This window comes from Glaciecola sp. 1036 (assembly GCF_050306235.1).
Taxonomy (GTDB): domain Bacteria; phylum Pseudomonadota; class Gammaproteobacteria; order Enterobacterales; family Alteromonadaceae; genus Glaciecola.
Genome location: NZ_JBLWFH010000005.1, coordinates 1 through 25,419, shown reverse-complemented (window position 1 = coordinate 25,419; position 25,419 = coordinate 1). Strand labels below are relative to the sequence as shown.

Sequence of the window (25,419 nt, the reverse complement as noted above, 5' to 3'; positions counted from 1 at the left end):
AAATCATGCCGCTAACAATTGAATATAGCCGACAATCGGTACCGTTTTGGTCAATATTTTGGTGCAATTGAGTAGTTTCACGAGAATTTGCAAAACCCGTTCCTATTTAGTCTACTCTGTTTGCAATACCAATTAGTTTTGCTTGTTTATTTCTTTTAAGATGCAAAAAACAATAGTATTGTAGATATCAGCACTTGACGGGAACTGTTCGTTGTTATTGCAAACGCATTTAAAATTGAATAATGCTGACCTTATTCAGAACCTAGATCTGAAACCTTATCAACAGACTATAATTTATGGATGAAGCTACTTATCTTCGACAATGGATTGCATCATATGATCCAAATGATCCAACCTTTGAATCCTCTATCGTGCCAGACTGGGGCGAAAAGCAAGGTGCCGAAGATTTAAATCACGTATTCCGTTCAAAACTTATCGCCGTACTTTACCAAACTAAGACACCTTGTCCTGAGTTAGCGCTTGCTTTATTAGAAGCGGAAACTGAATACTGTGAAGTTGCCGAATGCATGACACAATCTATTCAACAACTGGGCGAGATATTTTTCGTTCTATCAAAAGGATTTTTTGTTAACGAATACAAAGCATGCAAAGAAGCGAGTTTTGACACCTATCACGGATTAATCCCTTGTACGCTTAGTGATGCTGCTATGGAACAACTGACGCGGGATAGAGTTATTCGAGGAATAACCAGCGATAAAGAAGGTCTAGATGCCCTTAATGAATTTTTGAAACGTTAACAACTTTGTTTACTGCGTCTTAAGATTTGCAAACTACTTGGTTTCGACCATTTTCTTTGGCTTTATAAAGTGCCTTGTCAGCCATAGTCACCAAAGCATTGCTACTTAGCGATTGAGTACAGGTTTCACTAATGATCCCTATACTCACTGTTAGCCGACCCTTGGTTGGGGAGTTCTCAAAGCTAATATTCAAATCTTCCACTGCCTGCATGATTTGTTCGGCAACTAATTTTGCCTGCGAACAGCCTGTGTCTGGGAGTATGACTGCAAATTCTTCTCCCCCATATCGTGCGGCCAAATCATCACTGCGTTTACAACATGCATCTAAGGCTTTCGCCACTCTTTGTATGGCCTCGTCGCCAACTGCATGACCAAAGGTATCGTTGAATAATTTAAAATGATCAACATCGACCATCAGCAGACTAATAGGTTTACGTTCTCTCATACCTCGCTGAATCGATTTCTCTAGGCTATCATCAAATTGTCGTCGATTCGCAATACCGGTTAACCCATCTGAATTAGCCAAATAAGCTAGTTTCTTGTTGGCCTTTTCTAACGCTCGGGTAACTTTTTGCAGTGACAAACGATTTGCCACGCTTTCTAGAGAATTACTTAATATTTCACCGATTAATTTTAAATATCTGATGTCATGCTCACGCCAAGTATAAGCGCTACCCACGATGTCACAGCCAACAAATCCAAAAAGATCATCATTTAAATGCACGGCAACGCATAATACCGATTGAATACCCTCCCGTTCGAATTCTTCTTTTTCAAGAATTGCAGCCTCAGGCAGCGTCTCAACATCATCGACTTTAAACACATACTCTTGTTTAATGATTTTTTCAAAATAAGGCAAATCTGCCAGACTTACATTTTGCAATTCATCTTTATAAGGCTCTATACCTGCAGCCACCCATTCATGGGTGTTATCCATAGCGCTTTTATCTTTTGAAAATTTGAATAAATAGCATCTATCGACTCCGCAAAAGTCGCCAAAAGCGCCTAGGCTTTTTTCTATCAAGTAATCAAGGTTTTCTGTACTAACGTTGATCAACTGAGAAGAAATACTAGACAATAAATGGCTAAAGGCTAAGTGATTAGCAAGAGGGGAGCTACCTGGTTGTAGTTCAGTAACATCGTTTTCTTGGGCACTTGAAACATGTAAAACTACCCACTGGGAATTTGGACTTGAAAATCGTTTACCTTCAACTGTGCAACTGATGTTGCGAGTCTTACTCTTTACTCTTACATACAAGGTGACGACATTCTCACTGTCGCAGGCATAAAACGGATGGGAAGCGCCAGCAAGGGGAATATGTGTTAAAGCATCGAAGAAGTCGATGCTTTGCAGAAACTCATCGGGAGCCTGTGATGCACTAAAAAGCGCCAGACATGCTGGGTTAGCATAGGTTTCATCTTTATCCAGCTGTTTGCATAACAAGCTAACGGGCATTTGATGAAAAAACTGCTTGGGATCAAAATCGCTCAATACATTTTCCCATGGGTCAAAAAATAAGTAAGACAGCAATCCTAAAACTTGCAGAATAACAATGATAAAAGTTTTACTTTGGATTACCTAATGTACTGACAAATCGAATAAAAAGCTACTTTTGTAACTTTAGTCTATTCCAAGTAGCTATAGGCATACTTTCAAATCAATAGGTATTAAACTAGACACTCAAAAGCCGTTTGTGTTTACTCACCTACTACCACTTTACCAACAATTCCTAATAAAAACCCGGCTAGGGCGCCCAGAGGCGGCGCCCAATGTTGCTTTAATTTTACCTGAGGTGCTATATCTTGGAAAATGATATACAAAATCCCACCAGCCGCAAAAAGCATAATGCCAGCTTTTATTTGTGGGAAATCTGTAAGGAAAAAATAGCCTAACAAGCCGGAAACTGGTCCTAATAGGGCCATGGCTGCTAGTGCACCCACAATTAATAGCTTACTGTAATGTGTTGATGCTCTTATCTCTCTGAATGCGTTAAAGCCCTCGGGTAAATTCTGTAATGCTATGATCCCCGCTAACAATATACCGGCACTGCTAGAAACTGCGAAGGTAGCGCCAAGGGCGAGTGCTTCGGGAATAAAATCCGATAACATCGCGACTAACTGGCTTAACGAGGTATTGTTTTTTGCCAGTTGCATATCCAACAACATAAAACTTATGCCACCCGCTGCAAAACAAATGGCAGTAGTCATTAAAGATAGTTCCTTTATCCCTTCTGGCACCAGCACTAATGCTACTGCGGCTAATAATGCCCCTCCACCAAAAGCAATAACGCTGTGGCGAACCTCTTTTTCTAGCCAACGTGGACGAATATTTTCAATCGCAGCAACCGAAGCCCCAATGGGCATCGCGAGCCCCGCGATTAGGGTAAGTATAATAATTTGTATTAAGTCATTCACAACTAAACTCCAGCCTTATCACAAGTTTCTCAATACATAATTATAATATACCTAAATTAGCTACATTCCCCTGCAGAAGTCACTTAGAAAGACTTAATAAATCTCAAACTGATTTAGTCTGTTAACTGAGCAATTAATACAGTAAAGTAGTGATAAATTAAGCTCAATATGGATGATTGATCATGCTTTACTCTATAAAATCCTTGTGCCTAGCCCTGCTAGTTTTTACGGTTATTAGTAAAACAGGGGCAGCACAAAATACCGAAGCAAGTTTAAGCGTAACCTTAGAGCAAAGCAATCTAGCCTATTTTTTTACCGATGAAGGCTTAGTCGTCATTGAATTGGCTGAATTCATGGCGCCTAAACATGTAGAACGTTTTAAGGCTTTGATAAATGATGGCTATTATGATGGCTTAGATTTTTATCGAGTTATTGATGGTTTTGTTGCTCAAGGCGGTGATCTAAGTGAACAAAAGCCAACTGAATTCGGCGCTACATTAAGTGCTGAATTTAGCCGGCCTATTGCTGAAACCTCTAGCTTTATATCGGTACAAAAGCCCGAGTTTTTAGCCCAAGAAACTGGCTTTATTAATGGCTTTCCAGCAGGTAGAGACTATACTGCAAACATTGAATGGCTGTTGCATTGTCCCGGCGCTGTTGCCATGGCCAGAAGTGAAGGAAAGGATTCAGCCACCAACCATTTTTATGCAGTCATAGGTCATGCGCCCCGGCATCTAGACCGCAATATGTCAGTATTCGGTCAAGTGGTTTATGGTATGTCATCTCTTCAATCAATGAAACGAGGAAAGCCTGACCAAGGCGGTGTAATAGACACTCCGGAAAACCGGTCCAAAATAGTAAGAGCAGTTATGGGAGACAAGGTTAAAGCTGACCAGCAACTAACATTTGTACGAAACAGTGATAGCAGTGAAAAATTTCAGAATCGCTTAAAAAATGCAAGAGAATTGTCCAATCCCTTTTATCATTTTAAGGGCAGTGGCAATATCGATGTTTGTTATTACCGCCCGAGAACTACTGTTGCGGGATAATTGGATAATTATTGCAAATAACAGATCGTTAAAGATAATGTTCGCTCATCATATAGTTACAATACTAAATAATTTTTATCTTACACCTTACCATATTTGAATTGGACATTAGCAGGTTCAGGTAAAGAAAACACAAAGGAAAGTCATGGCAGAACTGTTATCTTCTAACAAGAATGGAATCGAACCTAGCGACGATATTTGTCTTCGTTTGCGTCAAGATACCTCTGCCGAACATAATAAAATTGAATCTCTGATGAGCACTTTTTTATTTTCTAAGCATTTCAAGCTCACAGACTATTTCAATATGCTACAAATAAAACGCGACTACTATGCCGCTGTTGAATCCCAGGTTAGTCAATTTCCTACCATGCTGCAAATGGTCAATAACAGCGAAAAAACTAAATGGCTAGACGCTGATTTAGCCTATGTGCAGAATAATTACGAAGTGAGGCAAACCACCCCAACGCTTGATATTAGTTGCATTACCTTATTGCCACAAACTCCGGCAGAGGCTATGGGGTTTATTTATGTGTTCGAGGGTGCCACCCTTGGAGGCATGCATATTATTCCTAAATTACGAGTACATGGCTACTTTCCACAAGACCAAGGGCTTAGGTTTTTTGCGAGTTATGGAAAAAACACCCCAGCTAGATGGCGCAGATTTCAAACTGAATTAAGGGCATTTGCTCATTTCACCCCTAGTGCTAGCGAAGAAATCATCAAGGGTGCAAAGGCCAGCTTTTCTAATATGTATATGTTATTAAAGGATATTTGTCATGCCTGATAGCTTCAAAGTCACCATAGACAATTGTCACGAGGAACCCATCCACATTCCGGGCTCAATTCAACCCCACGGATATTTATTAGTGGTAGATCCTAAAACCATGCAATTATCTTGTGTCAGTGAAAATGTGACAGAAATATTAGGCGGGAATTTTGAAAACTGTATTGGTATAGACCTTAAAGATTTAGTCGACGTTGAATATTTTCGAATCATAGAACAGCATTGGCATACAGATGATTTACAAGCTTTCAATCCTACCGCGATAGACATTCGGCACAATAATGGTAGCAGTGAAAAAATGTCTGCCATTGTTACATTTAACGGTGAAGTCATATTAATTGCATTAGAACCAGTATCACAAGTCAGTGATCGCGCCTACGAGTCTGTTTTGCGCATGTTAAAGGACTCGGTGCAATCCTTGATGAGTGTCCACAAATTGGATTCGCTTTTTCAAAATGTGGTGGAAGAAGTTAAACGCTTTTCTGGCTTTGATCGGGTCATGCTGTATCAATTTGATCATGAATATAACGGTGAGGTCATTGCAGAAGCAAAAGAACCTCATTTAAACGCCTTTCTTAGGCAACATTTTCCAGAATCGGATATTCCAAAACAGGCCCGCGAACTCTATATAAAAAACCCTATTCGCTTGCTTTGTGATGTTGATGCTCAGGTCTCTCCTTTGTACCCAAGAAGACCCCATGTTGATTTAGGCAATTGTACATTACGCAGCGTTTCTCCTATCCATTGTCAGTATTTGCGCAACATGGGTGTAAGTGCATCCATGTCAATTAGCATCATTATTCAGGGGAAATTGTGGGGCTTGATTGCTTGCCATCATTATTCGCCAAACTTTATCGCCTTTGAGATTCGAGAAATAGCCCAATATACCAGTGTAATGTTGTCTCAGTTGATATCGGTTCGAATCCACGAAGAGGAAACACAAAGAAACGCCAGACACATTGCGGCCTTAGATACCATTTCAAACGCCCTATCCAATCAAGATGATTTTAGCGTTGGCATAGTGCAAGAAAAACAGGTATTGCAGGAGCTAGTTGAGGCATCAGGCGTTGCTTGGTGTATTGACGAAGAATTGATGAGTTGTGGTTTAGTGCCTGATGACGATTTCATCTTACGCCTTTATCAATGGATCGATGAGCAATTAGATGAAGATGAGGAATATTATGCGACTCATCAAATAGGAATTGAGAATCCTGAGTTTGCCGACTTCGCTGAAATCGCTAGCGGTATACTCTTCATTGCACTGACATCGGACAAAAGTGACTATATTATCTGGTTTAGAGAAGAGATTATTCAAGCCAAGAATTGGGGAGGTAAACCTGAAAAAGTAATAGAGTTTACCGACGATGGCAGCCACAGATTAATGCCAAGAAGTTCCTTTGAGCTATGGAAACAAAATGTTTATAAAAAGTCAGCCCCTTGGCGCGATTCCGAGCTCGATATAGCGTTAAAGCTGCGTAGCATTATTCAAAGTAAAATTATCATCGAATCTGAGAAAGTGTTCAAAATGAACAGCCTCTTAGAAGAGCTGGTTGAACAACGAACAGCCGCGTTAAATGAAGAAATCAAACAACGAGAAGAAGCAGAAATCAATCTTAAAGTTGCGTTAGAAAAATCAGAAACATCTAACCGGGAATTGGAAAGATTCGCTTTTGTAGCGTCCCACGACTTGCAAGAGCCGTTGCGAAAAATTCAAACCTTTGGTGACCGCTTGCAACGGTCTGGCGAAGTGTTTTCTGAAAAAAACCTGTCGTACATTTCAAGAATGCGCAGTGCAGCACTCAGGATGCAAACATTAATTAAAAATACCCTGAGTTTTTCCCGTATTAGCAATGATGAAATGGACATGGCGATGGTCGATACCAACCAACTGATTCAAACAGTAATCGATGATATTTCAGTGTTGATTCAGGAAAAGAACGCGCAGATCCAAGTAAAAGTATCAGGAGAGATTTACGCTGACCAAGGACAAATATCTCGCGTGTTTCAGAATCTAATGCAAAACTCACTTAAGTTTATTTCACCAGACCGCGATCCTATTATCGAAATATTGCAAGTGAATCAGGACACATCCAATGTTACACTGGTGTTCAAAGACAATGGTATTGGTTTTGATGAACAATATTCAGACCGTATATTCAATCTGTTTGAGCGATTACACGGAAAAAGTGAATATGATGGAACTGGAATGGGGTTAGCTATCTGCAAAAAAATAATAGAAAGGCATAACGGAGCAATATGGGCAGAAGCCTCGGAAAATCAAGGAAGTAGTTTCTACATACAACTCCCCACTAAAAAATCTGTATACTAGTGTATCTGATTTTATTGAAAAAGCGCTAATTTCAAAGCAAACTACACGCACTCGCGAAAATTGTCACCAGTAGAAAATTCTTTCTATCTGGAGTTTTGAGGTTTTTGGTAAATTATGGAAATGTTGAAAATTAATCAAAAAAAATTGAGAGAGCTAAGTTGCGTCTTTATTGTTGATGACGACGAAGATGATCGCGAGCTATTAACAGATGCATTGATTGAAAATCAGCTCTCAAATTCGCAAATAAAATTGGCAGTGGATGGTACTGATTTCATTGAGCAACTAAGTAATGAAAAAGTACTACCATCCATTATTATTTTGGATCTTAACATGCCCAAAATGGGTGGTCGTGAAGTGTTGACCTCACTTCGCAGCGATACAAGATTCCGTCATATTCCGGTCATTATGTTCTCAACCTCTGATGCAGATATCGACGTAAAAGAATGTTACAGCCTTGGTTGTAATACTTATATGACTAAACCTAGAGATTACGGTAGTTTGATATCAGCAGTACAAGTTATGTTGATGTATTGGACGGACAATTCAACAATATTGACCCACTAAAAGAGTGTTAATCGAATAAACAAAACACAGGTTTTGAGTTTGCTATTTTCAACACTGCCAGTCTCTACAACAAGTTTATTAGGGCAAATGTTTTGCCCTAATTCTTAACATTGTTAAACAGAAAACTTAAGTAGCTTTATATTGGCTGCAACTGTTTTTGCATATTTTTAAATGTGGTCATCATTGAACTAACCAGCATTTCATTTGCTATCCACGCAGGCATATTGCCCGCGGGCTCCCCATAACCAATATAGATCACTTCATAATGTCCGTCTTCTACTGGCTGCAGTTGCCATTCTCCAGAAATATGCTGCATTCGCACTAGTTTGCTGGGCGAAGGCAAGTAAGATGAAGCGTCCTCAATCTTAATTGTAATTCTGCCGGTCTCAGGATCAATTGTAAGTATGGAACGAGTCAGCATTTCTCTGTCTTTAACCGGCCAAGGCGCGTTGAAAACAGTGCGCACTACAACTTCATTGGGGGAGGAAGTCTCCAAGATTTCTACTTTTTTACAATTGTCTATCCACTGCTCGGCTACTGCTGTGTTATTCAATAAGCTTACCAAATCTGTTGGCTCTCCAGACAGTCTAGTTTTAGCTTTAATCCAAGAATATCCCGAAGAAGCGGCGGCCACAGAAATAACAATATTATTCTCGCTTTTAACCTGCTGCCAATCTTCTGTTTTGACCTTGGCCATAAGATTCAAACTAAGCGATATACCGAGAAGCCACAATAACGCTTTCGCCAAAGTGTAAAACTTGTCTGTTGTATTCATATCCATTCACCCGTCGAGTGTTCAAGTGCCTTGAATCAATTTCTATTGAAGTCCCTATGAACAACTGAAAAGGGTTATTGACACTTTTGCTAAAAATTAACAATACAAACACGTAAATAGGTGTTTTATATTGTGCTCGAAACCCTATACGCCAACAAAAACGCCTAAGGGTGCAGCACAATACAAATTGTTCAGATCACCATAATCCACCACAAGGATTAAGGATTACTTAAGATGTCGGCAGGATTTAACTTATTTTTAGCAAAACGAGGAAGGGCTAGTTTTTTTAACTTAGCCCTCAATGATTTTTTTTGACCGAGGGTGAAAGCATTTTAAGAGTGCCGGCATCCGCATCTATTTCTACTTCTGCCCCTACTGCTAAAATATGATTGTCACGAATATGCCCAAATTGAGCACCTGTATAGGTGGGAATCTTTAGTGGCGCAAAATACTGTTCAAATATTTCTGGTAAAGTAAAGCTTCCATAACCGCCTCTTTGCGGTCCGCAGTCGTTGCAATGCCCGAAGACTATGCCAGCAAGCTGATCGAGTATCCCTGCCAATTTAAGCGTAGATAAGTATCGATCGATTCGATAGATACTTTCACCAACATCTTCTAGCATGAGAATTTTACCGCGCATATCTGGCATATATGGGCTACCTACCATAGTGGTCATGACCGTAAGATTACCGCCCACTAAAATACCTTTTGCTTTACCACCGGTAATTGTACGGGTTCTATTCTCTCGCATAGCCACAGGTTTTGTGTCTTTTTGATAATTTCGCATAACAGTGGCTTGAGCATCGAAAAGCTGCTGTTTCAATTGTTCAACTTGAAAATCCGACCAATACGAAATACCCACAGGTCCATGGAAAGACACCATGCCAGTTTTGGCATAGATTGCGTTCAACAAAGAGGTAATATCACTATATCCCAACAGAATTTTGGGATTAGCCGCTATAGACGCATAATCGAGCAACGGAAGGATCCGGTTACAACCCCAGCCGCCTCGCAACGCAATGATACCATCCACGGATGGATCCGCAAAAGCTGCGTTGACATCCGCGGCACGATTTTCATCTGTGCCAGCTAGATATCCAAATCGGTCAAGTGCATGTTTGCCCACTACAACTTCCAGCCCTATGGCTTCGAAAGATTCTTTGGCAATTTGCAAATCCATAGGATCAAACACGGCGCTTGCGGGTGTCACTATGGCTACTTTACTTCCAGTAGAAAGCCTTTTCGGTAAAAGCTTGGGCAAAGATGCTTTGTTATCGCCCGCTCGGCTCAAAGATGGCGCTACCACTAAACTGGCGACCAAAGATCGAATGAAGTTTCTGCGATTTAACATGACTGTCCCCTGCAAGCCTAGTTTGCTTTTTTTGCCTAAGTGTCTGGATATAGTAATTAGGTAGTGTTCTATTCCATCATACAAATAATTTATTCCAATTAAAATTGAAAAAATAAAATAAATTATTAATAAGGTGGTTTACTGGGTTATTCAGGCTAATTCACTTAGCACCTGAGCGACTTGTTGGAATCTATTCTCTAAACTTCCTGATAGTTCTGTATACCTGATGTCCCTTTGCTTCAATTGCTGGGTGATAAAATCTTGAAACTCCCTGCGTTTTACTTGGCCGCTACGTTCCCAAGTGTCTTCAAAGGGGATATCGTCTTTGCACAAAAAAACCACATCGAATCGCGCTTTGCTCTCATCTGCCAGTTTTTCCAGTTTAGGATGAGCACTACCATAATAATCTATGGCAAAATGCCAAGTAGTTAAGGCGTTAGTGTCTACGATAAGAAACTTGTTCGCTCGTTTGATAGCGTCGTCTTCTTGGCGAATTTGTTCTTCGGCAATGTGCAGCAACTGTTCCTGTGTAAGTAATCGGTTTTGCTGATGCTTAAGCCAATACTCGCGACCGTATTCTGCCACAAATTCCGTTTCATAGCGTTCAGCTACTAGTTCAGCAATGGTCGTTTTACCCGTGCTGGGCGCTCCTAAGAATACAACGCGTTTAACATTTTTCATGTGGAATAAGGGGTCCTATGCTTTTGCAGATTCTAAATTTTGCGTTTTGGATTGTGTTAACCAAGCATAGAGCCCAAAAAAACACATGATAAGTAGGGTAAAGTACAAGGCTGCTGTTGGGTATAGGCCTTTTTGAAGATAAATATAAACTGCAACAACATCGACAATTATCCAGAAAATCCAGTTAAACCAGTATCTCTTACTCAGTAAAAACTGAGCAACAAGAGAAGCCGTTGTAGTGAATGCATCTGGATAAGCAAAACTTGCATCCGTATACTCATCCATGGTGAAACCGAGTACAACAGTAGCAAGCAATACAACACCCCAACAAATTAAAAACGAGAACAAAGATCCATTTTCGATAACGAGGTCATTGCCTTCACTTTTGTTATGCTTCCAATTCCACCAACCATACACTTGTAAAAACATGTAAATAATGTGCAAACCCGTGTCTGAATACAGCTTAGCTATATAAAAAATATAGGTGTAGAGGCTGACCTGAATGAACCCGAAAAACCAACTCCAGATGCTTCGTTTGATCAACAGGTAAATACATAAAAATCCCGAGATTGACGCCAAAATTTCAATTGCGCCAGCGCCCAAAAAACCTGCTATAAATTGTTGAAATGACATCTGAAAGTAAGAAATAACGGTGAGTCTTTGTAGTGTTGTTTAAGCATACCGATGAACGCAGAAAGTGCAAGTGTAAAAGCCTTCAAACTAGGTTCTGACAGTTCACCTTACTTAATGAAATTATATAAAAACTACACGCCTGACTAGACCAATATCACTTGTAACTTTATTGTTTATTGGCCAACTGAAAAATATACCTCATTATTTAGATTGCAAAAACAATCAACATTCTCAGATATGATTGAACTGAATGTTGGTTAGAAAAAGCTTCGTTGAAAAGACTATAAAAAGAAAAGCGCACTTAATTTTGCGATCGGAAGAATTATGACGGTGCGCAGTACAAATACCACGACCAACTCTAGAATTTTGATAGGCAATCCTAGTTTAAGCATCATTATTGCGGTTTCAGATGCAAAAATTAACTGACCAACAGCTATCACTGCAATGATGAATCTGGTGCTTTCAGATTCAATATTTGCGCCGACCAGTGCCGGTAGAAACATATCAATAAAGCCTATTAAAAAAGCTGGTGCCGCAGCGTCTGCTTGCTGTATTTGCAAGATATTAAGTAAGTAGGTTATTGGTGTCGCTAACCATGTAAATATCTGCGTGTACTCGGTTATACATAATCCCAAAGTGGTGATAAACATTGCGACTGGTAGCACCCCAAACCAAACTTCCAATATGTTCGCCATTATTCTATTGATTAATTGTTTTGAATCTGGGGTATGACTTGCCCTTTCTAACGCCGCTATCCATGCTCTTTTATGCAAGCTACTGCCGCTAGGTTTATTATCTTTTTGTTGATGTTGTTTAAGGTAAGCATTAGATATTCTAGAAAGCGGAGGAATTCGCGGCAAAGTTAAGGCGCAGACGCCACCAGAAATAATCATAGTTATAAAGAAAAGATAAAAGTGGCTGGCAAGATGTAGTGTATCTAAAATGACTAGGGTAAAGGTAATGGAAACAATGGAAAAGTTAGTAGCAATTACAACAGCTTCACGTTGTGTATAAAACCCAGCCTTCATTTGATTCGATGTTACAATCAGCCCGATAGTGCTACCTCCAAACCATGATGCGAATGCATCTACAGCACTTCTCCCAGGTAAGGTAAATAGTCGCCTAAACCATTTATCCGCATGAACGCCTACAAACTCCATAAGTCCAAAGTCTGTGAGTAAGGGTAAAACAATGCAACCCAAAGCAACGGCAACCAAAATACTTACTAGAAGATCATATAAGACTAATCCTCCAGTATTATCGCCCCATAACCAGACCGGTCCAATCTGAAATAAAACCAATACCGCTAAACTTGTTCCTCCACAATTCAACAGCAACCAAAGATAATTCATTTTGAAAATATTGGAGAGAGCACTAAACGCTAAAGTCTGTTTAGGAAAAAATCGGTAGAACAAAGCACCAACAGATGAGAGAACACAAAGGAAAACAACTATGTATGGAAGATAATTGGCAAGGACTAACTTTACAGTCTCACTGATAAACCCTATCAGCACCCTATGCTCATCATTGTAAGAAACTGGTCCAAATAAAACAATCAAACCAAACAGTGAGGCGGTTAAGAAATATAGTGCAGGCTTCTTTTGTGCAAATAGCATAGGTTCAGTCCCTTGAAGACAGCACTAAACCGCAGCTGATAATTGGTTAAAAATTACACACACATTTATTAATTCTTAAAGGGGAAACTACAAATAGCAACGAGCCTAACATTTTGTGGGATCGAAAAACCGGATGTAAGCAAGCAAACTACCAGTTTTATGCGTATAACAAAGCCTGCGCTGGTCAATTGAAAGAAGTTGCTAGCTATCGACCCAATGGGTTTGGTATTTACGATATGCGCGGTAATGTAGAAGAAATGATGGCAGATTGTTCCACCCGTGATTTGTCGGACCTACCTCAAGATGGCAGTGCTTGTCAAACGCAACGATGCAAAGCGCATGCGGTGAGAGGCGGAGATTATTTAGATAAAGCCGATAAAATGCATATCGATTTTAGATATAACTTTGATCGCAAAACCGTGTCGCAAACCTTAGGGTTTAGATTGGCACAAAGTGCAGATATGGTGGGTAAATAGTTTGATAATTCACCGGAGTGATTTATTCACTTCGGTGATCGTCACCATTTTCCTCAGCCTTCGCCAAGTACTCCTGAAAACTTAAATCCAAGCATGTCTTTTTTTTACACGTCTCAATTTCGGCTTTTAGGTTGCCGATGCATTTTGAGTAGATCCCGTAATCTACAGTGCTAGTAAAAGTATTGGTATTTAGTGCTGCTAGAGTCTCAGGTAATTCATAGGCGTATTTGTTCGTTCTTATTTTGCCTAACACATAGCTTGCTGCCGATGGTTTATCTACAACTAAAAGAGACTGATACAAATAATACTGGTTGCGAATATTGTCTTTTTTATCGTTAATATAATAGTCGATGCTATATTCTAAAAATGCTGGATCAAGCATCTGATTTGTTTGCAGAAGAATATTGGCGAACACTTCGGATGATTCTTTGAGTCTTGGGTGTTTATTGATAATTTCAAAGTATTGGTGTTGATTGTTAGGCGTTAACAGTAAAGTCGTCGCCAGTGACAAAATATAGTCAGCGTTTTCATCGTAAAATGACCTTAACGCTACGTCTCCCATTTTATGTTCCGCTGCGTCTAGCTGTCTAACCAATGCTTGATGTAAAAAATGTAAAATGTACCTCAGGTCGCCTGGACTAAGGTGAACGTATATAGGAAAAATATACATAAAACTCTTTTGAAACCAGGTGAAATCTCTTTTCACATCAAAGATACTTTTTTTATAGCTTGATAAAAACAGTTTTATAGAACGGATAAAAAACTTATTTAAGTTTCTGGTTTTAAACAAATAATAGAATTTCAAATCATCTAAAAATTGATTTTTAACTAAATCTGTCTCTTTACTCTTAATTAGGTTGAAGACGGGAGTTAATAGCTTCTCTGGAAATTTCCGGAAATTGAATTTTTTCAATACGTAGGAACCGCGTACCGCATCTAGAAACGGCGTTTTTTTAGCTTCGGGAATGGTAACGTATTTAAGTGTTTCTAAAGCGTTTTGCTCTGATAAGCAATGCAGGTAATAATTCCACTGAAAAGTAGAAAGCTTAACAGCGTCTTTGACAGATTCAAAAACTAGTATGTATTCTTTGGTCAAATCTTGTTGTTCTAGTTTCTGTAAACAATAGGTAGCAACAAAAGTTAAATCAGCTTTGTAGGCTAAATCTAATACGGCGACTGAATAATCAATATTTTCTAAAATGAATATCCAATCCAATCCTCGATTTAGTTTTAGTTTAGAGACATCGTGCGGGTGCTCAACTTCTAATTGCTGAAACTTTTTGGTCTCTTCAATAAATACTTTTAACAATTCATCCAATTGAAATTGGGACAAATTGCTGTATTCACGAAGCACTCGTTTTTTCTCCGAAATACTCAACGAAAATGAATGAAAAACTGATTCCACGAACGCCTCTCTTTGTACCATGTCAAAGTGAGGGTTGGTCCCAATAAAGGAATCTAAATACTCGTTGAGAAATTGAGGAAAACTTGCTTGAAGGGGAAAATACCAATGGTCAAACGTTGAGCCAAATGACTTTTCAATCTCGGAGCTTTTCATCTTATAGATTGCCAATTATTCATTTAATTCGTTTAGGTGGAAAACAAAAAAGTACTTGCTAGATTACAAGTACTTTTCAAAATTGGAGCTGTGAAAACAAAGATGATCCTACATCTTATCTATTTTAGTTTCACAAAATAGTTGTACGGTATGTTCAAAGGTCTTCATGCCGTTGTCCAAAATAGTCGACACCATACTTTCCAATCTATTTTGCAGGGCGTTAGTACAGGACATTATTTTTTGTTTTTGAAGCTCAAACTGCTGTTTAGTAATCTTTCCATTATCATACATTAATTGAAATCGTTCGAAAGATGAATTTTCCAAGGTAAAGCTCTCTTCAGCAGAATCAAAAGAAAGTTCGACCAATGACTTTGCCATACTATGGGAAAGTTCAACAATTTCTTTATCAATAACCGCTATGTCCGCTTGGTACTTTAAATATTCTTCTTTCTTTTTTTTGTCTAAGCCCAACTCAAGTTGATGTCTTATATGATCGTTTTGCGCCTTGAGTACATTCGATGTTAACTCACGTAACTGCGCTTCGACTTGCTGACTTTTCAGGTTCCTATGTCTAATTTTCGCCATAAAAGTCAATACACTCTCTTTTTCCTTAATCATTTCATGCGATATTGAGCTTGCGCCGGCTTCGTAAGGCGAGGCCAGGTTATCTGTGCTTTTTGTATCAACAGATTTAGTCGTAGTTTTGTTGTCAAAAAATCCCATATCGATTTCCTCTTTTCACGTTGTATTGCATTAAAAAACTTAGTTTATAAATAGCGCTTACTATTGATTCACGGCTTTAGCAATTTCTTCATCTGAAACTTGCTCAAAGGCATTGTTAAACTTTTGCCTATATTTGAGCATGGCAATTTCTGACTCAATTTCGATAATGCGTTTCTTTACATCTCGTTCAGACTCTTTATCCGCTACATTCACAGAATGCTCCCGCTGCCACTTTTCTTCCATAACATCCCGTATAACCAAACCTTGGGTTTTGTATGAATACGCGGTGGGTGGGGAGAAAATAAGTTTAGAAATGACAGGCGCAATCTCTAAAAACACCACGATGGACTTTAAAAGCAAAGAGAACCTGTCGATGGTCTTGCTTTCTGTGGTTACTACACCATTCTCAGGATTTTTTAGTTGATTCAAAGCTGTCAATCGACTTAGAGGGCCATCAATTAATGGTTTGAAAGTCGGCTCGGAAAATATGCGATTCTTCTCCTTTTGATATTTGGCATCTAACAAAACTTCCTCGGCGTTGATTTCAGTTTGTAATGCCTTAAGGTTCTCGTCATAAGACGTAAGCACACGCTTATATTGTTCATCATCAGCTTCGTCTTTGTTCTGAAAGGCCTGGTAGATTTGGTTTTTCTGAGCGACTAGAGAATCTACAGCCATCGCAGTATTGTGTAGCACCGCATCGATGATGGTTTTTTTCTCTATTTCCAGCTCTTCAATTCTGCTTTCAATGGGGTTCAATATCAGTCCAAGTTCATTTAAAAACGCTTTATTACTTTTAATGTCTTGATCCCAGTAGGTGTAGCCATCACCGGTGCCCTTTACACCACTCACATTATTAAAGCCCTCAGGGTTTTTACCTGTTGCCTCAGATGCTTTGCGCTTTTTCGCCGCCAGAATATTTTGATTCACTTCGATCATCCGCGCTTTCAGAGACTTTTGTTCGTCGTACAAAGGTGCCAACATAGCCGCATAATTGGCATGAGTTTGTTCCAATTCTGCTTTTGATTCAGACGTCAACCGGCTAATTTCTGTGTTGATATCTTCAATACGTTGAGTGGGTAAGGTGTTACCCGACTTAGATTTTATTAAGCGGGTATATTCGTCCTGTAAAAGCTGTAGCCGTTCTTTCTTCTGATCCAAGTTATTAAACAAGTCGCTGTGATAACCGGCTAAATAGTCGTAAGCGGCTTGGTTTTCGGTTAAATGCTCATCTGACATTTTTCTCACAATTTCAGACTCATACACCTTAAGCTCAAGAAAAATCGAGAGGGCATATGCCACAGTTAGGGAAATCGCAATGCGGATACTAATACGAAACAAGATGGTGATTTTATTGAACAGAGAAGCGAAGAATCCGGTGTTGATACCGTAAGGCTTTTTTGTGAACCAATCCGACATAAACAAGGTTCTGTCGAACAGAATAATTACGGTTGAAACCACAAATGCGATAAAGAAAGCCCCCAACATCACCCAAGTATTGGATAGATTTGAGTTAACAATGCTGTTGGTCGCAACATCAAATTCCATTGCACCTTTTCCCACATAAGAAAAAGAGTAAAAACTGATGAGAAACACCAAAATGAAGGTAAAGCATAAGGCTACACCCAAATGGCGGGCATAGATTTTATCTGTGGTCGGGCATTTTTCGATAGTATCGCGATCAATGCCTGCGACTTTGTACAAAAACTTATTGATTAGTCTCATTAGATTTCCCCTACATCATCTGAATTTGTGGCTTCTACAATGACAACCACTTGATTGTCCCCAAACGAGAATGTCTGGTTTACAACGCCCTGTACGATGACTTTGCTGCCGGTAGCCGGTAATGCTTTTGATGTCATTATCAAAATACTGTCGGTTCCATCATCTAAGTAGTACATCCCACTTCCAAGAAAACCGAGGCGCTTTCCTACGACGCCTTGCACAGTAACGCTTTGGTTGTGAAATTCACTGGATTTGGTTTGAATATCAGCAATAGTTTCAGCTGAAAAGGTGAGTAGCAATTCTGACGGTGAGTCTTCGAGATAAAAGAACAACCCCACGATCAAGACCAATAAACCCATAAAAATGGAAGTAAGTTTCAACATCTAACATCTCCCTAAAACAACAGTGTGTTTCTGGTTAGTTATGTGAGCTTCGAGAAGCCTTTGCGTTAAGACGGGTCAAATTTGTTACAGCAACAAATACAAACCTCGCAGCTAATTTCTAGCTACGCTTTTACGGTAGGGGAAAATTGAATACTTGTAAATAACTAATTTAAGGTTAAATTTGTTATTTTCTGGATTTATTATATAAGTTATTGATAAATATTGCTTTATTCATATCCAATTTGTTTATAAGTTTTTCAATTCGAGCACTTTTCGGAGGAAGTATGTCCGAAAGGACGAGCTGATGCTTTGCACAATAGGTTTTCAGTGCGGCATTTAAACTAGGATCTAGTCCTTCTTTGCCCCCTAAATCATCTTGAAACAAAACTCCTAGTTGTAAGTAATCACCATAAAGCTCGTGCAAGCAATCAAGCGCGGTTTTACCCTTGTTCTTTTTCTTCCAGTCTTTATATAAAATAGGCGCCTTTTTCGGCAAGTAAGCTTTAAAATCTACTTCAACAGCGTTATCGAGCCTTTTGCTAATGAGGTCATGTGTTGTCATTATTTTTTCTAATGATTCACGGTAGTCAGTAGAGTTTTCTATATTGGCCAAGCTTTCAAATAATGTGATTGTTTTATTTGAGAATTGCTCAGTATTAGAAAGTTCTGAAAAATACGCTTGTAGATTTTTAGCAACAATATCATGGGCATTTTGATCCTGTTGCTTTTCAACTAAAGATTCACGCTCGCGGCTGGGAAATGTATTGCGAAGCACTGAAAATACGTTATCTCTAAAATTTTCTTTCACTTCATCTTGAAGGTTACTTTTTTCGCCCACCAGCGGTTCGCTAACGTCGGTAGATTCATCGTACGCAGACTCTTCAATATAATATAGATTATTCATAAAGCTCGTTTTTCGGTATGATAATTTTCATTATACTCCATTTTTGTTATTTACAAAGTAAGTGACTGGTTTCAGTTGTTTTGCTTAGGCCGAACGACACGTAAATAATATTCCACCAGCAACACGCCATCCACCAATAATAGAAGTTGAAGAGTTGTGGTGCCTTACGCGATAAAAACTAATAAAATCAGGATAAGAGAAGTAAGGACGTTTTTTCCTTCAATAGGCATTATGGTAATAGGCGTTAATAGATAGTAAACCACATAAAAACAAAATACCTATAAGCAGAGAAACTACGAATTTGAGCTAAGAATATCGGTTAGGTACCATTCCCAAATCGCGCCAAGTGAGTTCGTCAAATTTGAGAAACACCACCCAGAACAGGATGGCTTTGAATATAGCGATGGATTTTTGTTTTGGGGTGGGCATGTAAGTCCTTTTGATTGGAATAGCGTTCCTGCTGGTTTGTTTTGGGTAAGTATAGTAGGTTATTGTTAATTGTTCAGAGAGAATGTCTATTGTTTTCACGAAAACCTGTGGGCTGTACAATGAGCCACTCGCCTGACAGTAATCTAACATGCCAAGCATTAATTATGGCGTACGAAAGTCGAGGAAAGCCTAAGAATGTAATGTTTCACTCGGATCAGGGCTGTCACTATACAAGTCGTCAATTCCGACAATTAATATGGCGATACAGGCTGACGCAAAGTATGAGTCGTCGAGGAAATTGTTGGGATAATAGCCCTATGGAGCGATTTTTTAGGAGTTTAAAATCGGAATGGATCCCGACGGTTGGATACAAAAGCTTCGATGAAGCAAAGCGTAAAATCAATGATTATATTATTGGCTATTACAGTGAGAGCAGACCGCATTCATACAATGGTAGTTTGACGCCAAATGAATCAGAAAAGAGATATTGGAATTACTATAAACCCGTGGCCAAAAACACTTGACCACTACAAGTGATATAGTTCTCAACAGTTCATCCAACTCCGACGTTCTTATTAAAATACAGCCCTTACACAGTCCCTACATAGGATACAACGCGAATGAAAGGACGTTTACGCTAAATGATTCACTCGAAAAACTTTGCGTTAATGGTGAGTTTATTAAGCTTATTTCGATGCCTGGAATTTTTGCCAAAATTGAACTCAACCTCATCAGTGAGATAAAAACCATTACAAAATCTTTTGAACAAGACCTAGAGCTTGAGATTGCGACATTAGACTGAGCTTTGGTCGCATAGAGTAAAGTCCACGTTCATTCAATCAATTCACTTGGGTAATAATATTAAGTTTTTATTACCCTCCTTGCATTGTGTCGCTTTATTGCTTTATAACGTCATTAATGGCGAAAAATTTTTATAACGCAACATTTAGCGATAAACCTATGACAATCACCCGAAGAAATTTTAATAAAGGCATGTTAGCCATTGCGCTATCAGGTCTTGCTACCCATCTTACAAGCGCTGAAAAGAAAGTGCTTAATACCAAGGTTGCAAAGTTATTCACTGCTGAATATCTGATACCCGACCCAAAGGGTATGTTAGATTTACCCGAAGGATTTAGTTATCAAATCATTTCGCAGTTGGGTAATTCTATGAGCGATGGCTTTACAGTGCCTGATAGTGCAGATGGAATGGGCTGCTTTAAGCTGGATGATGATCGGGTAATATTGGTTAGAAATCATGAATTAAAACACGATAAAGGAATTAAAGTAGAAAGCGCAAAAATCGACGTAACAAATCTTCAAGCCTATGATCATTATTCGGATGCGAGCCCTTTGCCCGGTGGCACATCGAATATTGTTTATAATCTAAAAACCCAGAAAGTAGAAAAAGAATACATGTCACTCCTTGGCACCATTCGAAACTGTGCTGGTGGAAAAACACCTTGGAACGCTTGGCTCACATGTGAAGAGTCGGTTGCAACACCTTCTGATTTAATCAACAAAGAACACGGGTATGTGTTTGAAGTACCATCGCAAGCCAATGGACTTGTAGAACCCAAGCCTATAGTAGACATGGGGAGATTCAATCATGAAGCTGCTTGTATAGATCCCAAAACAGGCATTGTTTACTTAACCGAAGACCGCTGGGATAGTTTGCTTTATCGATTTATTCCAAACGAAAAGACCAATTTGCATGCAGGCGGAACTCTACAAGCACTAGCAATAAAAGGAAAGGCCAAGTTTGATACCCGCAACTGGGAACAAGTCCAAATGCAACCCGACACAGATTATACCTGTGAATGGATTACTTTAGACAATGTAAAAAGTCCCGAAGATGACCTTAGGTTAAGAGGTCACGAGCAAGGGGCTGCGCTGTTTGCTCGCGGAGAAGGTATTTACTTTTCAGATGATCCTGATAAGTCAGAACTCTATTTTTGTTGCACTAGTGGCGGCAATAAAAAACTCGGTCAAATAATGCGCTATCTTCCATCAACCGATGAAGGTACAGACAAGGAACAAGACAATCCTGGAGTCTTACAACTATTTGTAGAGAGCGATTCGCCTTCATCCCTGAACTTTGGTGACAACTTGGTCATTACACCTTCGGGGCATTTGATTGTGTGCGAAGATCAATATCTGGATGAAGTTCACAATAACCTAAAACTCGTCACGCCTTCGGGTCAACTGTTTGACTTTGCTAGGGTAAGATGGCAAACAGAACCAGCAGGCGCATGTTTTTCACCTGATGGCTCCGTTATGTTTGTGAATTTATATTCGCCCACCAGGACAGTGGCAATTACTGGTCCGTGGCATATATTTGATGAGCTAAGTTAGGTTTAATCATCTTTCAAGATTAAATCCATCCATACTAATCTGTGGTCAGAGCTACTTTTCCTATCTTTTACTAGTCGATATAAGGAAGATTTTTGTTCTGGCCAAAATACACCAGCATCTTTCGCCTTGAATCCAAATGCAGACGGCAAAACGTAATCGGCACGCGCGCCCCAATAAGCAGTGTATCTATTGCTGAATTCTTCTTCACTGGCATTTGCGCCACCTTTGCTTGTGGGTACAAGCGAAGCATCAACCAAAGGATGCTCGGTGAGTTGTTCGATAACGCCGGGGCGATGTTTATCGCCTATATCCGCTGCATTAAAATCACCCACCAGCACAAATCGTTGCCCTTTTATTCCGCCGAAAGCCTTTTTGTCATCATAGATATAGGAAGAAGAATCTGCGGTTAGATAATCTGCCATTAAGCGAATTTCATCATGGTTGCGTTTGCCGTTGCGATCTTCTGGTCCATCGAAACCTGGAGGAGTAGGATGCATGGCCAACACGTGCACAGTTTTTCCATCAATCTCGATGGGAATATCCCAATGAGATTTTGAACTTAAGCGCATTGCTTGCCATTCCTCGTCATTATACCAAGGCTGTTCTGACGACGGATCCACTGGTTTTAATGCGCCTGGCATATCTACCCAACGAAAATATTGAAAAGTGCGGATATCCTCCATCTTTATTGGGTAACGAGATAACAACGCCATGCCATAGTGCCCAGGATAAAGTCCGTAACCATAAGCATCAGCCCCATTACCACTTGCCTTGCCATCATTATCTAAATCAAAGGGCGTCGGCTCACCTGTGTTGACCGGCGCAATGTATTGATACTGATAATCAATAGGGGCCTGCCCTGATTGACTAACTTGCAAGTAATGGGTGACAAATAATGACAATGCCGAAGGAGAAACATCGGCATAATAATCAAACTCATTCAGTAATATTATATCCGGACGCACCCGCTGAATGATCTCTGCAATATTCTTAATTTGTTGATGCTCACCCGTTTTTAGATGCTGTAAAAGTTGCTGGCTAGGCTCTATTGATTGCTCAGTTTCTTGCGACTGATAATTAGTAGCCTCCATACTGACATTAAAAGCCGCAACTCGCACTTCAGTGGCAAAGGCAATCTGTTGAAACAAAAGAAAGAGAAGGGATAAAAAGACGACTCTCATGATGTGGATTAACCTATAAACAAAATTTAAATGATGGCATAAATATATTACAGGTGTTTTGTGAATAATCTCAGTACTATTTTGGTCATTTAACACCAAAGCCGTCTTTTCAAACTGCTTCCCGTCAATTAATTTTATGCATTTTTGGTGGTATCATTTATGTGAGTAAGCGAGGTAGGGAGTAATTGATGTATAAGTTGTTCGTCGTTTTGATTGTTTTTGGGTCTTTAGTCAATGGGTTATTCGCAGCGGAACCCGTTTACTCCAATAAAAATGTTTTCACAAAAAACGCCGTGTTTATTGAAGCATTCAATACTAAAGCAGGATTAACTAAGAGCCACCGAACCCGATGTACAGGTATATGGATTAGTCCCAACGTGGTGTTAGCGCCTGTAGAATGTTTGTTTTTGAAATCTGATAAACAGCAAACAAACAAATTGTTTTTGGTAAGCTCTGATACAGGTGGATTCAAAACTAAATTAGGTTTTAACAAGACCGCAACAGCTTACAGCGCTGCTGCTAACGCTGTTTTAGTTCCTAAACATCTAAAGCCCTACGTAGAGTCGGTTAAAAAAGGAGAGCCATTGCATGATGCGCAGTCTCTAAAAGACCCATTTATATTTTTATATTTTCATCAAGGTCACAAATTGGCTTTAAAAGACAAAGACTTGCCACTTGTACCTGTACTTAATATGGATAAAGGTATTGCCACTGAGAACTTGAATAAATTTATGGATTTTTATACTGTCCGTAATTATTCCGACGAAGATAATTTTGATGATCACCAATTGCAACTGCAAAGTGCATGCAAAGTAGATGTTGTCGGTAACAATAAGTTTTATGGAAAAGCAAACTGTCAATTCCCTGAGGAAAATCGGGAAGGCAGTTTTGTCACCTCCAATACTTTTGGTTCACCCCGGCTTGTAGGGATGATAGGTAGATCGTCGGTATTCAACGAAGACGACGGTAGCCGCTCTCCCGTAGTTAGCTTTTTTTCTCCAGATTTCAAAAGGCTTATTGATATCTTCCAGCAGGAGGGTGAATTAGCCTCTAACTCTGAACTAGACGGGCAATTTGATATAAGCGTTTTAGGAAGAGTTTACTTTACTCGATTTATCAATACCTGCCACGCTTACTTCTATCACGTAATACTTTTAGAACAATTGCCGGATGACAAGTTAATGCAACCAACTGAACGAAAACAATTGTGGATGGGTTCATATGAGTTTTTTTTCACCGGAGCTGAAGAGCGTGAGCTACGCTACGTAATTCTTGATCCAAAGGGTGGAGCTGCTTTTGGAGGTGAACCTACAATGGTTGAATTAAAAAATGGTAATCAAAAATCCTATAAAAGCTTGGATCTTGGTATTCAAAAGGATTCAAAGGGCACCCAGATGCAAGGCGTCACAAACTTAATCTTTGGATGCCAGCTCACAAAGGGATAATCACTTCTATGCTCCTAAGTTGGGCAAAGATCCTGAGGCGCTAATGGCGCTAATGAACAAGCCAAATGTGAATGTGCCAGAGAGTGACGAAGGAAAATGGTACTACGCCAATGGGCAAAATACCGATGGTCGTTATTTTTTCCACAACGGAGGTTGGGTCGGCACAGACACCAGTTACATCCGAAGACCAGACACCCAAACGTCTGTTGTTGGAATGTGTAATTCGGTGTCACTGAGTGTGAATGACTTTACTTATGCAACCTTTGAGATATTGACAGATTTAAATTTGTGGGACGGCGAAGACCCTTCGGTATATTGATGCATAACGCGTCAGCAGGTGAAGGAACGGTAGTGTCACTTAGGTACAAATGAAAATGCAAGCCAGACCGTCCGTATCTTGTCTCAATATGCGCTTGACGCTATGGGGCGGTGCCAGTTGCCGCCGTTATCGTTTATTCGATTCAATGGCCGTTGTGATTGATTAGCAGATCTGCTGCCCCCCTGATTAAAGTTGTTACAGACAAAAGCTTTTAGCAATTTAAATTTTACCTCTCGCTTTTGCATCAAACATGATACCCTAATGCATCAGATATGATAATAAGAGGATGTTATGAGAACTACCGTAAGCATTGATGATGAGCTTTTTGAAAAAGCAGCTCAGTTTTGTGATCCCACAAGCGATAAGGCAAGCATTATAAGGGAAGCTATGCAAACCTTCGTAAGGGTGCAAGCAGCAAAACGTTTGGCAAGCCTCGCTGGAAAATCTCCAGCTATAGATGACGTTCCCAGAAGAAAGGACTAAGTAATTTGGTTTTGGTCGACACCTCTGTTTGGGTAAATCATTTTAAAATGGGAAATAACACGCTGATTGGCTTGCTCCAATCTGACAACGTTTTATGTCATCCGTTTGTAATTGCTGAAATTGCTTGCGGCACGCCTCCAGAGCCAAGAAAGCAAACATTGTACGACTTATCTCTTCTGAAACCTATAAAAACTGCAAGTCATGATGAAGTGTTAGCTTTCATTGAAGAACATAAGCTTTATGGCAAAGGTTGCGGGTTTATTGATTTTGCTTTGCTTGCTTCCGTTGTATTGGACAGGGGTACTCGACTTTGGACAAATGACAAGAAGTTAAGAAAACTAGCCAAGTCATTTGACGTCATGTTTGATCAGTAATCATTATGCCCCAAAGCGCCAGAGGCATATTGAGACAAATTGCTGTCCTAATGAAATTAACTACGAAGAATCGTCATCGTGGCGCAGGCCACGACCTCCTTGGAACTTA

At 39.6% G+C, this 25,419-nt stretch carries 24 protein-coding genes and 1 pseudogene; 12 read left to right on the top strand and 13 right to left on the bottom strand.

All coding sequences use genetic code 11. From position 1 onward, the window contains the following. The first annotated feature begins 296 nt into the window (after positions 1-296). Entirely contained in the window at positions 297-758 is a 462-nt protein-coding gene (locus ACNKW3_RS08790; RefSeq protein ID WP_427398921.1) for a hypothetical protein, read from the top strand. Positions 759-777: 19 nt separating this feature from the next. Here ACNKW3_RS08790 and ACNKW3_RS08785 read toward each other — a convergent pair whose 3' ends face one another. Continuing rightward, positions 778-2,250, bottom strand: a complete 1,473-nt coding sequence (locus tag ACNKW3_RS08785) for a diguanylate cyclase (RefSeq protein ID WP_427398920.1) — start codon at positions 2,248-2,250, stop codon at positions 778-780. A gap of 206 nt (positions 2,251-2,456) precedes the next feature. Continuing rightward, positions 2,457-3,173, bottom strand: a complete 717-nt coding sequence (locus ACNKW3_RS08780) for a ZIP family metal transporter (RefSeq protein ID WP_427398919.1) — start codon at positions 3,171-3,173, stop codon at positions 2,457-2,459. Between the two features lie 182 nt (positions 3,174-3,355). On the opposite strand from ACNKW3_RS08780, the gene ACNKW3_RS08775 reads away from it, so the two are divergent. From ACNKW3_RS08775 to ACNKW3_RS08760, 4 genes are all read left to right on the top strand, one after another. Next, positions 3,356-4,222: a peptidylprolyl isomerase gene (locus ACNKW3_RS08775; protein WP_427398918.1), complete on the top strand. Its 867-nt coding sequence runs from the start codon at positions 3,356-3,358 to the stop codon at positions 4,220-4,222. Positions 4,223-4,367: 145 nt separating this feature from the next. Then, a complete protein-coding gene (locus ACNKW3_RS08770; RefSeq protein ID WP_427398917.1) occupies positions 4,368-5,006 on the top strand; it encodes a biliverdin-producing heme oxygenase in 639 nt (212 codons plus the stop codon). Next, positions 4,999-7,335 (top strand): ATP-binding protein, encoded by a 2,337-nt coding sequence (locus ACNKW3_RS08765; RefSeq protein ID WP_427398916.1) that lies wholly within the window; start codon positions 4,999-5,001, stop codon positions 7,333-7,335. Before ACNKW3_RS08770 ends, ACNKW3_RS08765 begins: the two co-directional genes overlap by 8 nt. A 114-nt stretch (positions 7,336-7,449) precedes the next feature. Beyond that, positions 7,450-7,899, top strand: coding sequence for a response regulator (locus ACNKW3_RS08760; protein WP_427398915.1), 450 nt, complete (start codon positions 7,450-7,452; stop codon positions 7,897-7,899). 136 nt (positions 7,900-8,035) lie between these two features. Here the strand turns inward: ACNKW3_RS08760 and ACNKW3_RS08755 are convergent, their stop codons facing one another. The 5 genes from ACNKW3_RS08755 to ACNKW3_RS08735 all read right to left on the bottom strand — a co-directional run bounded on the left by ACNKW3_RS08755 (position 8,036) and on the right by ACNKW3_RS08735 (position 12,955). Next, positions 8,036-8,674: an START domain-containing protein gene (locus ACNKW3_RS08755; protein WP_427398914.1), complete on the bottom strand. Its 639-nt coding sequence runs from the start codon at positions 8,672-8,674 to the stop codon at positions 8,036-8,038. Between the two features lie 298 nt (positions 8,675-8,972). Further along, positions 8,973-10,025, bottom strand: coding sequence for a S66 peptidase family protein (locus ACNKW3_RS08750; protein ID WP_427398913.1), 1,053 nt, complete (start codon positions 10,023-10,025; stop codon positions 8,973-8,975). 150 nt (positions 10,026-10,175) lie between these two features. Beyond that, positions 10,176-10,706, bottom strand: coding sequence for an AAA family ATPase (locus tag ACNKW3_RS08745; protein WP_427398912.1), 531 nt, complete (start codon positions 10,704-10,706; stop codon positions 10,176-10,178). A 15-nt stretch (positions 10,707-10,721) separates the two neighbouring features. Then, positions 10,722-11,339, bottom strand: a complete 618-nt coding sequence (gene pnuC / locus ACNKW3_RS08740; protein ID WP_427398911.1) for a nicotinamide riboside transporter PnuC — start codon at positions 11,337-11,339, stop codon at positions 10,722-10,724. A gap of 281 nt (positions 11,340-11,620) precedes the next feature. Further along, the gene (locus ACNKW3_RS08735; RefSeq protein WP_427398910.1) at positions 11,621-12,955 is read right to left on the bottom strand and encodes a YjiH family protein; all 1,335 of its coding nucleotides are present in this window, start codon (positions 12,953-12,955) and stop codon (positions 11,621-11,623) included. Positions 12,956-13,026: 71 nt separating this feature from the next. Between ACNKW3_RS08735 and ACNKW3_RS08730 the strand changes: the two genes are divergently transcribed. Next, positions 13,027-13,431: a formylglycine-generating enzyme family protein gene (locus tag ACNKW3_RS08730; protein ID WP_427399154.1), complete on the top strand. Its 405-nt coding sequence runs from the start codon at positions 13,027-13,029 to the stop codon at positions 13,429-13,431. A gap of 22 nt (positions 13,432-13,453) precedes the next feature. Here ACNKW3_RS08730 and ACNKW3_RS08725 read toward each other — a convergent pair whose 3' ends face one another. The 5 genes from ACNKW3_RS08725 to ACNKW3_RS08705 form a co-directional block, all read right to left on the bottom strand. Continuing rightward, positions 13,454-14,989 (bottom strand): hypothetical protein, encoded by a 1,536-nt coding sequence (locus ACNKW3_RS08725; RefSeq protein ID WP_427398909.1) that lies wholly within the window; start codon positions 14,987-14,989, stop codon positions 13,454-13,456. Positions 14,990-15,097: 108 nt separating this feature from the next. After that, entirely contained in the window at positions 15,098-15,712 is a 615-nt protein-coding gene (locus tag ACNKW3_RS08720) for a hypothetical protein (RefSeq protein ID WP_427398908.1), read from the bottom strand. A 60-nt stretch (positions 15,713-15,772) separates the two neighbouring features. Beyond that, positions 15,773-17,437 (bottom strand): DUF4407 domain-containing protein, encoded by a 1,665-nt coding sequence (locus ACNKW3_RS08715; protein ID WP_427398907.1) that lies wholly within the window; start codon positions 17,435-17,437, stop codon positions 15,773-15,775. After that, positions 17,437-17,820, bottom strand: coding sequence for a hypothetical protein (locus ACNKW3_RS08710; RefSeq protein ID WP_427398906.1), 384 nt, complete (start codon positions 17,818-17,820; stop codon positions 17,437-17,439). The genes ACNKW3_RS08715 and ACNKW3_RS08710 overlap by 1 nt, the downstream gene beginning before the upstream one ends. Positions 17,821-18,004: 184 nt before the next feature. Then, positions 18,005-18,658 carry a hypothetical protein gene (locus ACNKW3_RS08705; RefSeq protein ID WP_427398905.1) on the bottom strand — a complete coding sequence of 218 codons (654 nt, stop codon included), beginning with the start codon at positions 18,656-18,658 and terminating at the stop codon, positions 18,005-18,007. A gap of 584 nt (positions 18,659-19,242) precedes the next feature. Here ACNKW3_RS08705 and ACNKW3_RS08700 point away from each other — a divergent pair. Further along, positions 19,243-19,677 (top strand): annotated as a pseudogene (locus ACNKW3_RS08700) (DDE-type integrase/transposase/recombinase); the annotation flags it as partial. 436 nt (positions 19,678-20,113) lie between these two features. Continuing rightward, positions 20,114-21,508 carry an alkaline phosphatase PhoX gene (locus tag ACNKW3_RS08695; RefSeq protein WP_427398904.1) on the top strand — a complete coding sequence of 465 codons (1,395 nt, stop codon included), beginning with the start codon at positions 20,114-20,116 and terminating at the stop codon, positions 21,506-21,508. Between the two features lie 2 nt (positions 21,509-21,510). Here ACNKW3_RS08695 and ACNKW3_RS08690 read toward each other — a convergent pair whose 3' ends face one another. Further along, a complete protein-coding gene (locus ACNKW3_RS08690) occupies positions 21,511-22,689 on the bottom strand; it encodes an endonuclease/exonuclease/phosphatase family protein (RefSeq protein WP_427398903.1) in 1,179 nt (392 codons plus the stop codon). 188 nt (positions 22,690-22,877) lie between these two features. Between ACNKW3_RS08690 and ACNKW3_RS08685 the strand changes: the two genes are divergently transcribed. The 4 genes from ACNKW3_RS08685 (at position 22,878) to ACNKW3_RS08670 (ending at position 25,310) form a co-directional block, all read left to right on the top strand. Then, a complete protein-coding gene (locus ACNKW3_RS08685) occupies positions 22,878-24,134 on the top strand; it encodes a hypothetical protein (RefSeq protein ID WP_427398902.1) in 1,257 nt (418 codons plus the stop codon). Between the two features lie 52 nt (positions 24,135-24,186). Beyond that, positions 24,187-24,453 (top strand): hypothetical protein, encoded by a 267-nt coding sequence (locus ACNKW3_RS08680; RefSeq protein ID WP_427398901.1) that lies wholly within the window; start codon positions 24,187-24,189, stop codon positions 24,451-24,453. Positions 24,454-24,744: 291 nt separating this feature from the next. Continuing rightward, positions 24,745-24,936: a type II toxin-antitoxin system VapB family antitoxin gene (locus ACNKW3_RS08675; protein WP_427398900.1), complete on the top strand. Its 192-nt coding sequence runs from the start codon at positions 24,745-24,747 to the stop codon at positions 24,934-24,936. Between the two features lie 5 nt (positions 24,937-24,941). Further along, positions 24,942-25,310: a type II toxin-antitoxin system VapC family toxin gene (locus tag ACNKW3_RS08670; RefSeq protein WP_427398899.1), complete on the top strand. Its 369-nt coding sequence runs from the start codon at positions 24,942-24,944 to the stop codon at positions 25,308-25,310. Positions 25,311-25,419: the final 109 nt, after the last annotated feature.

Coding starts and splice junctions, on each gene's coding strand:
- ACNKW3_RS08790 (WP_427398921.1), top strand. CDS start 297: ATGGATGAAGCTACTTATCTTCGACAATGGATTGCATCATATGATCCA.
- ACNKW3_RS08775 (WP_427398918.1), top strand. CDS start 3,356: ATGCTTTACTCTATAAAATCCTTGTGCCTAGCCCTGCTAGTTTTTACG.
- ACNKW3_RS08770 (WP_427398917.1), top strand. CDS start 4,368: ATGGCAGAACTGTTATCTTCTAACAAGAATGGAATCGAACCTAGCGAC.
- ACNKW3_RS08765 (WP_427398916.1), top strand. CDS start 4,999: ATGCCTGATAGCTTCAAAGTCACCATAGACAATTGTCACGAGGAACCC.
- ACNKW3_RS08760 (WP_427398915.1), top strand. CDS start 7,450: ATGGAAATGTTGAAAATTAATCAAAAAAAATTGAGAGAGCTAAGTTGC.
- ACNKW3_RS08755 (WP_427398914.1), bottom strand. CDS start 8,674: ATGAATACAACAGACAAGTTTTACACTTTGGCGAAAGCGTTATTGTGG.
- ACNKW3_RS08750 (WP_427398913.1), bottom strand. CDS start 10,025: ATGTTAAATCGCAGAAACTTCATTCGATCTTTGGTCGCCAGTTTAGTG.
- ACNKW3_RS08745 (WP_427398912.1), bottom strand. CDS start 10,706: ATGAAAAATGTTAAACGCGTTGTATTCTTAGGAGCGCCCAGCACGGGT.
- pnuC (WP_427398911.1), bottom strand. CDS start 11,339: ATGTCATTTCAACAATTTATAGCAGGTTTTTTGGGCGCTGGCGCAATT.
- ACNKW3_RS08735 (WP_427398910.1), bottom strand. CDS start 12,955: ATGCTATTTGCACAAAAGAAGCCTGCACTATATTTCTTAACCGCCTCA.
- ACNKW3_RS08725 (WP_427398909.1), bottom strand. CDS start 14,989: ATGAAAAGCTCCGAGATTGAAAAGTCATTTGGCTCAACGTTTGACCAT.
- ACNKW3_RS08720 (WP_427398908.1), bottom strand. CDS start 15,712: ATGGGATTTTTTGACAACAAAACTACGACTAAATCTGTTGATACAAAA.
- ACNKW3_RS08715 (WP_427398907.1), bottom strand. CDS start 17,437: ATGAGACTAATCAATAAGTTTTTGTACAAAGTCGCAGGCATTGATCGC.
- ACNKW3_RS08710 (WP_427398906.1), bottom strand. CDS start 17,820: ATGTTGAAACTTACTTCCATTTTTATGGGTTTATTGGTCTTGATCGTG.
- ACNKW3_RS08695 (WP_427398904.1), top strand. CDS start 20,114: ATGACAATCACCCGAAGAAATTTTAATAAAGGCATGTTAGCCATTGCG.
- ACNKW3_RS08690 (WP_427398903.1), bottom strand. CDS start 22,689: ATGAGAGTCGTCTTTTTATCCCTTCTCTTTCTTTTGTTTCAACAGATT.
- ACNKW3_RS08685 (WP_427398902.1), top strand. CDS start 22,878: ATGTATAAGTTGTTCGTCGTTTTGATTGTTTTTGGGTCTTTAGTCAAT.
- ACNKW3_RS08680 (WP_427398901.1), top strand. CDS start 24,187: ATGAACAAGCCAAATGTGAATGTGCCAGAGAGTGACGAAGGAAAATGG.
- ACNKW3_RS08675 (WP_427398900.1), top strand. CDS start 24,745: ATGAGAACTACCGTAAGCATTGATGATGAGCTTTTTGAAAAAGCAGCT.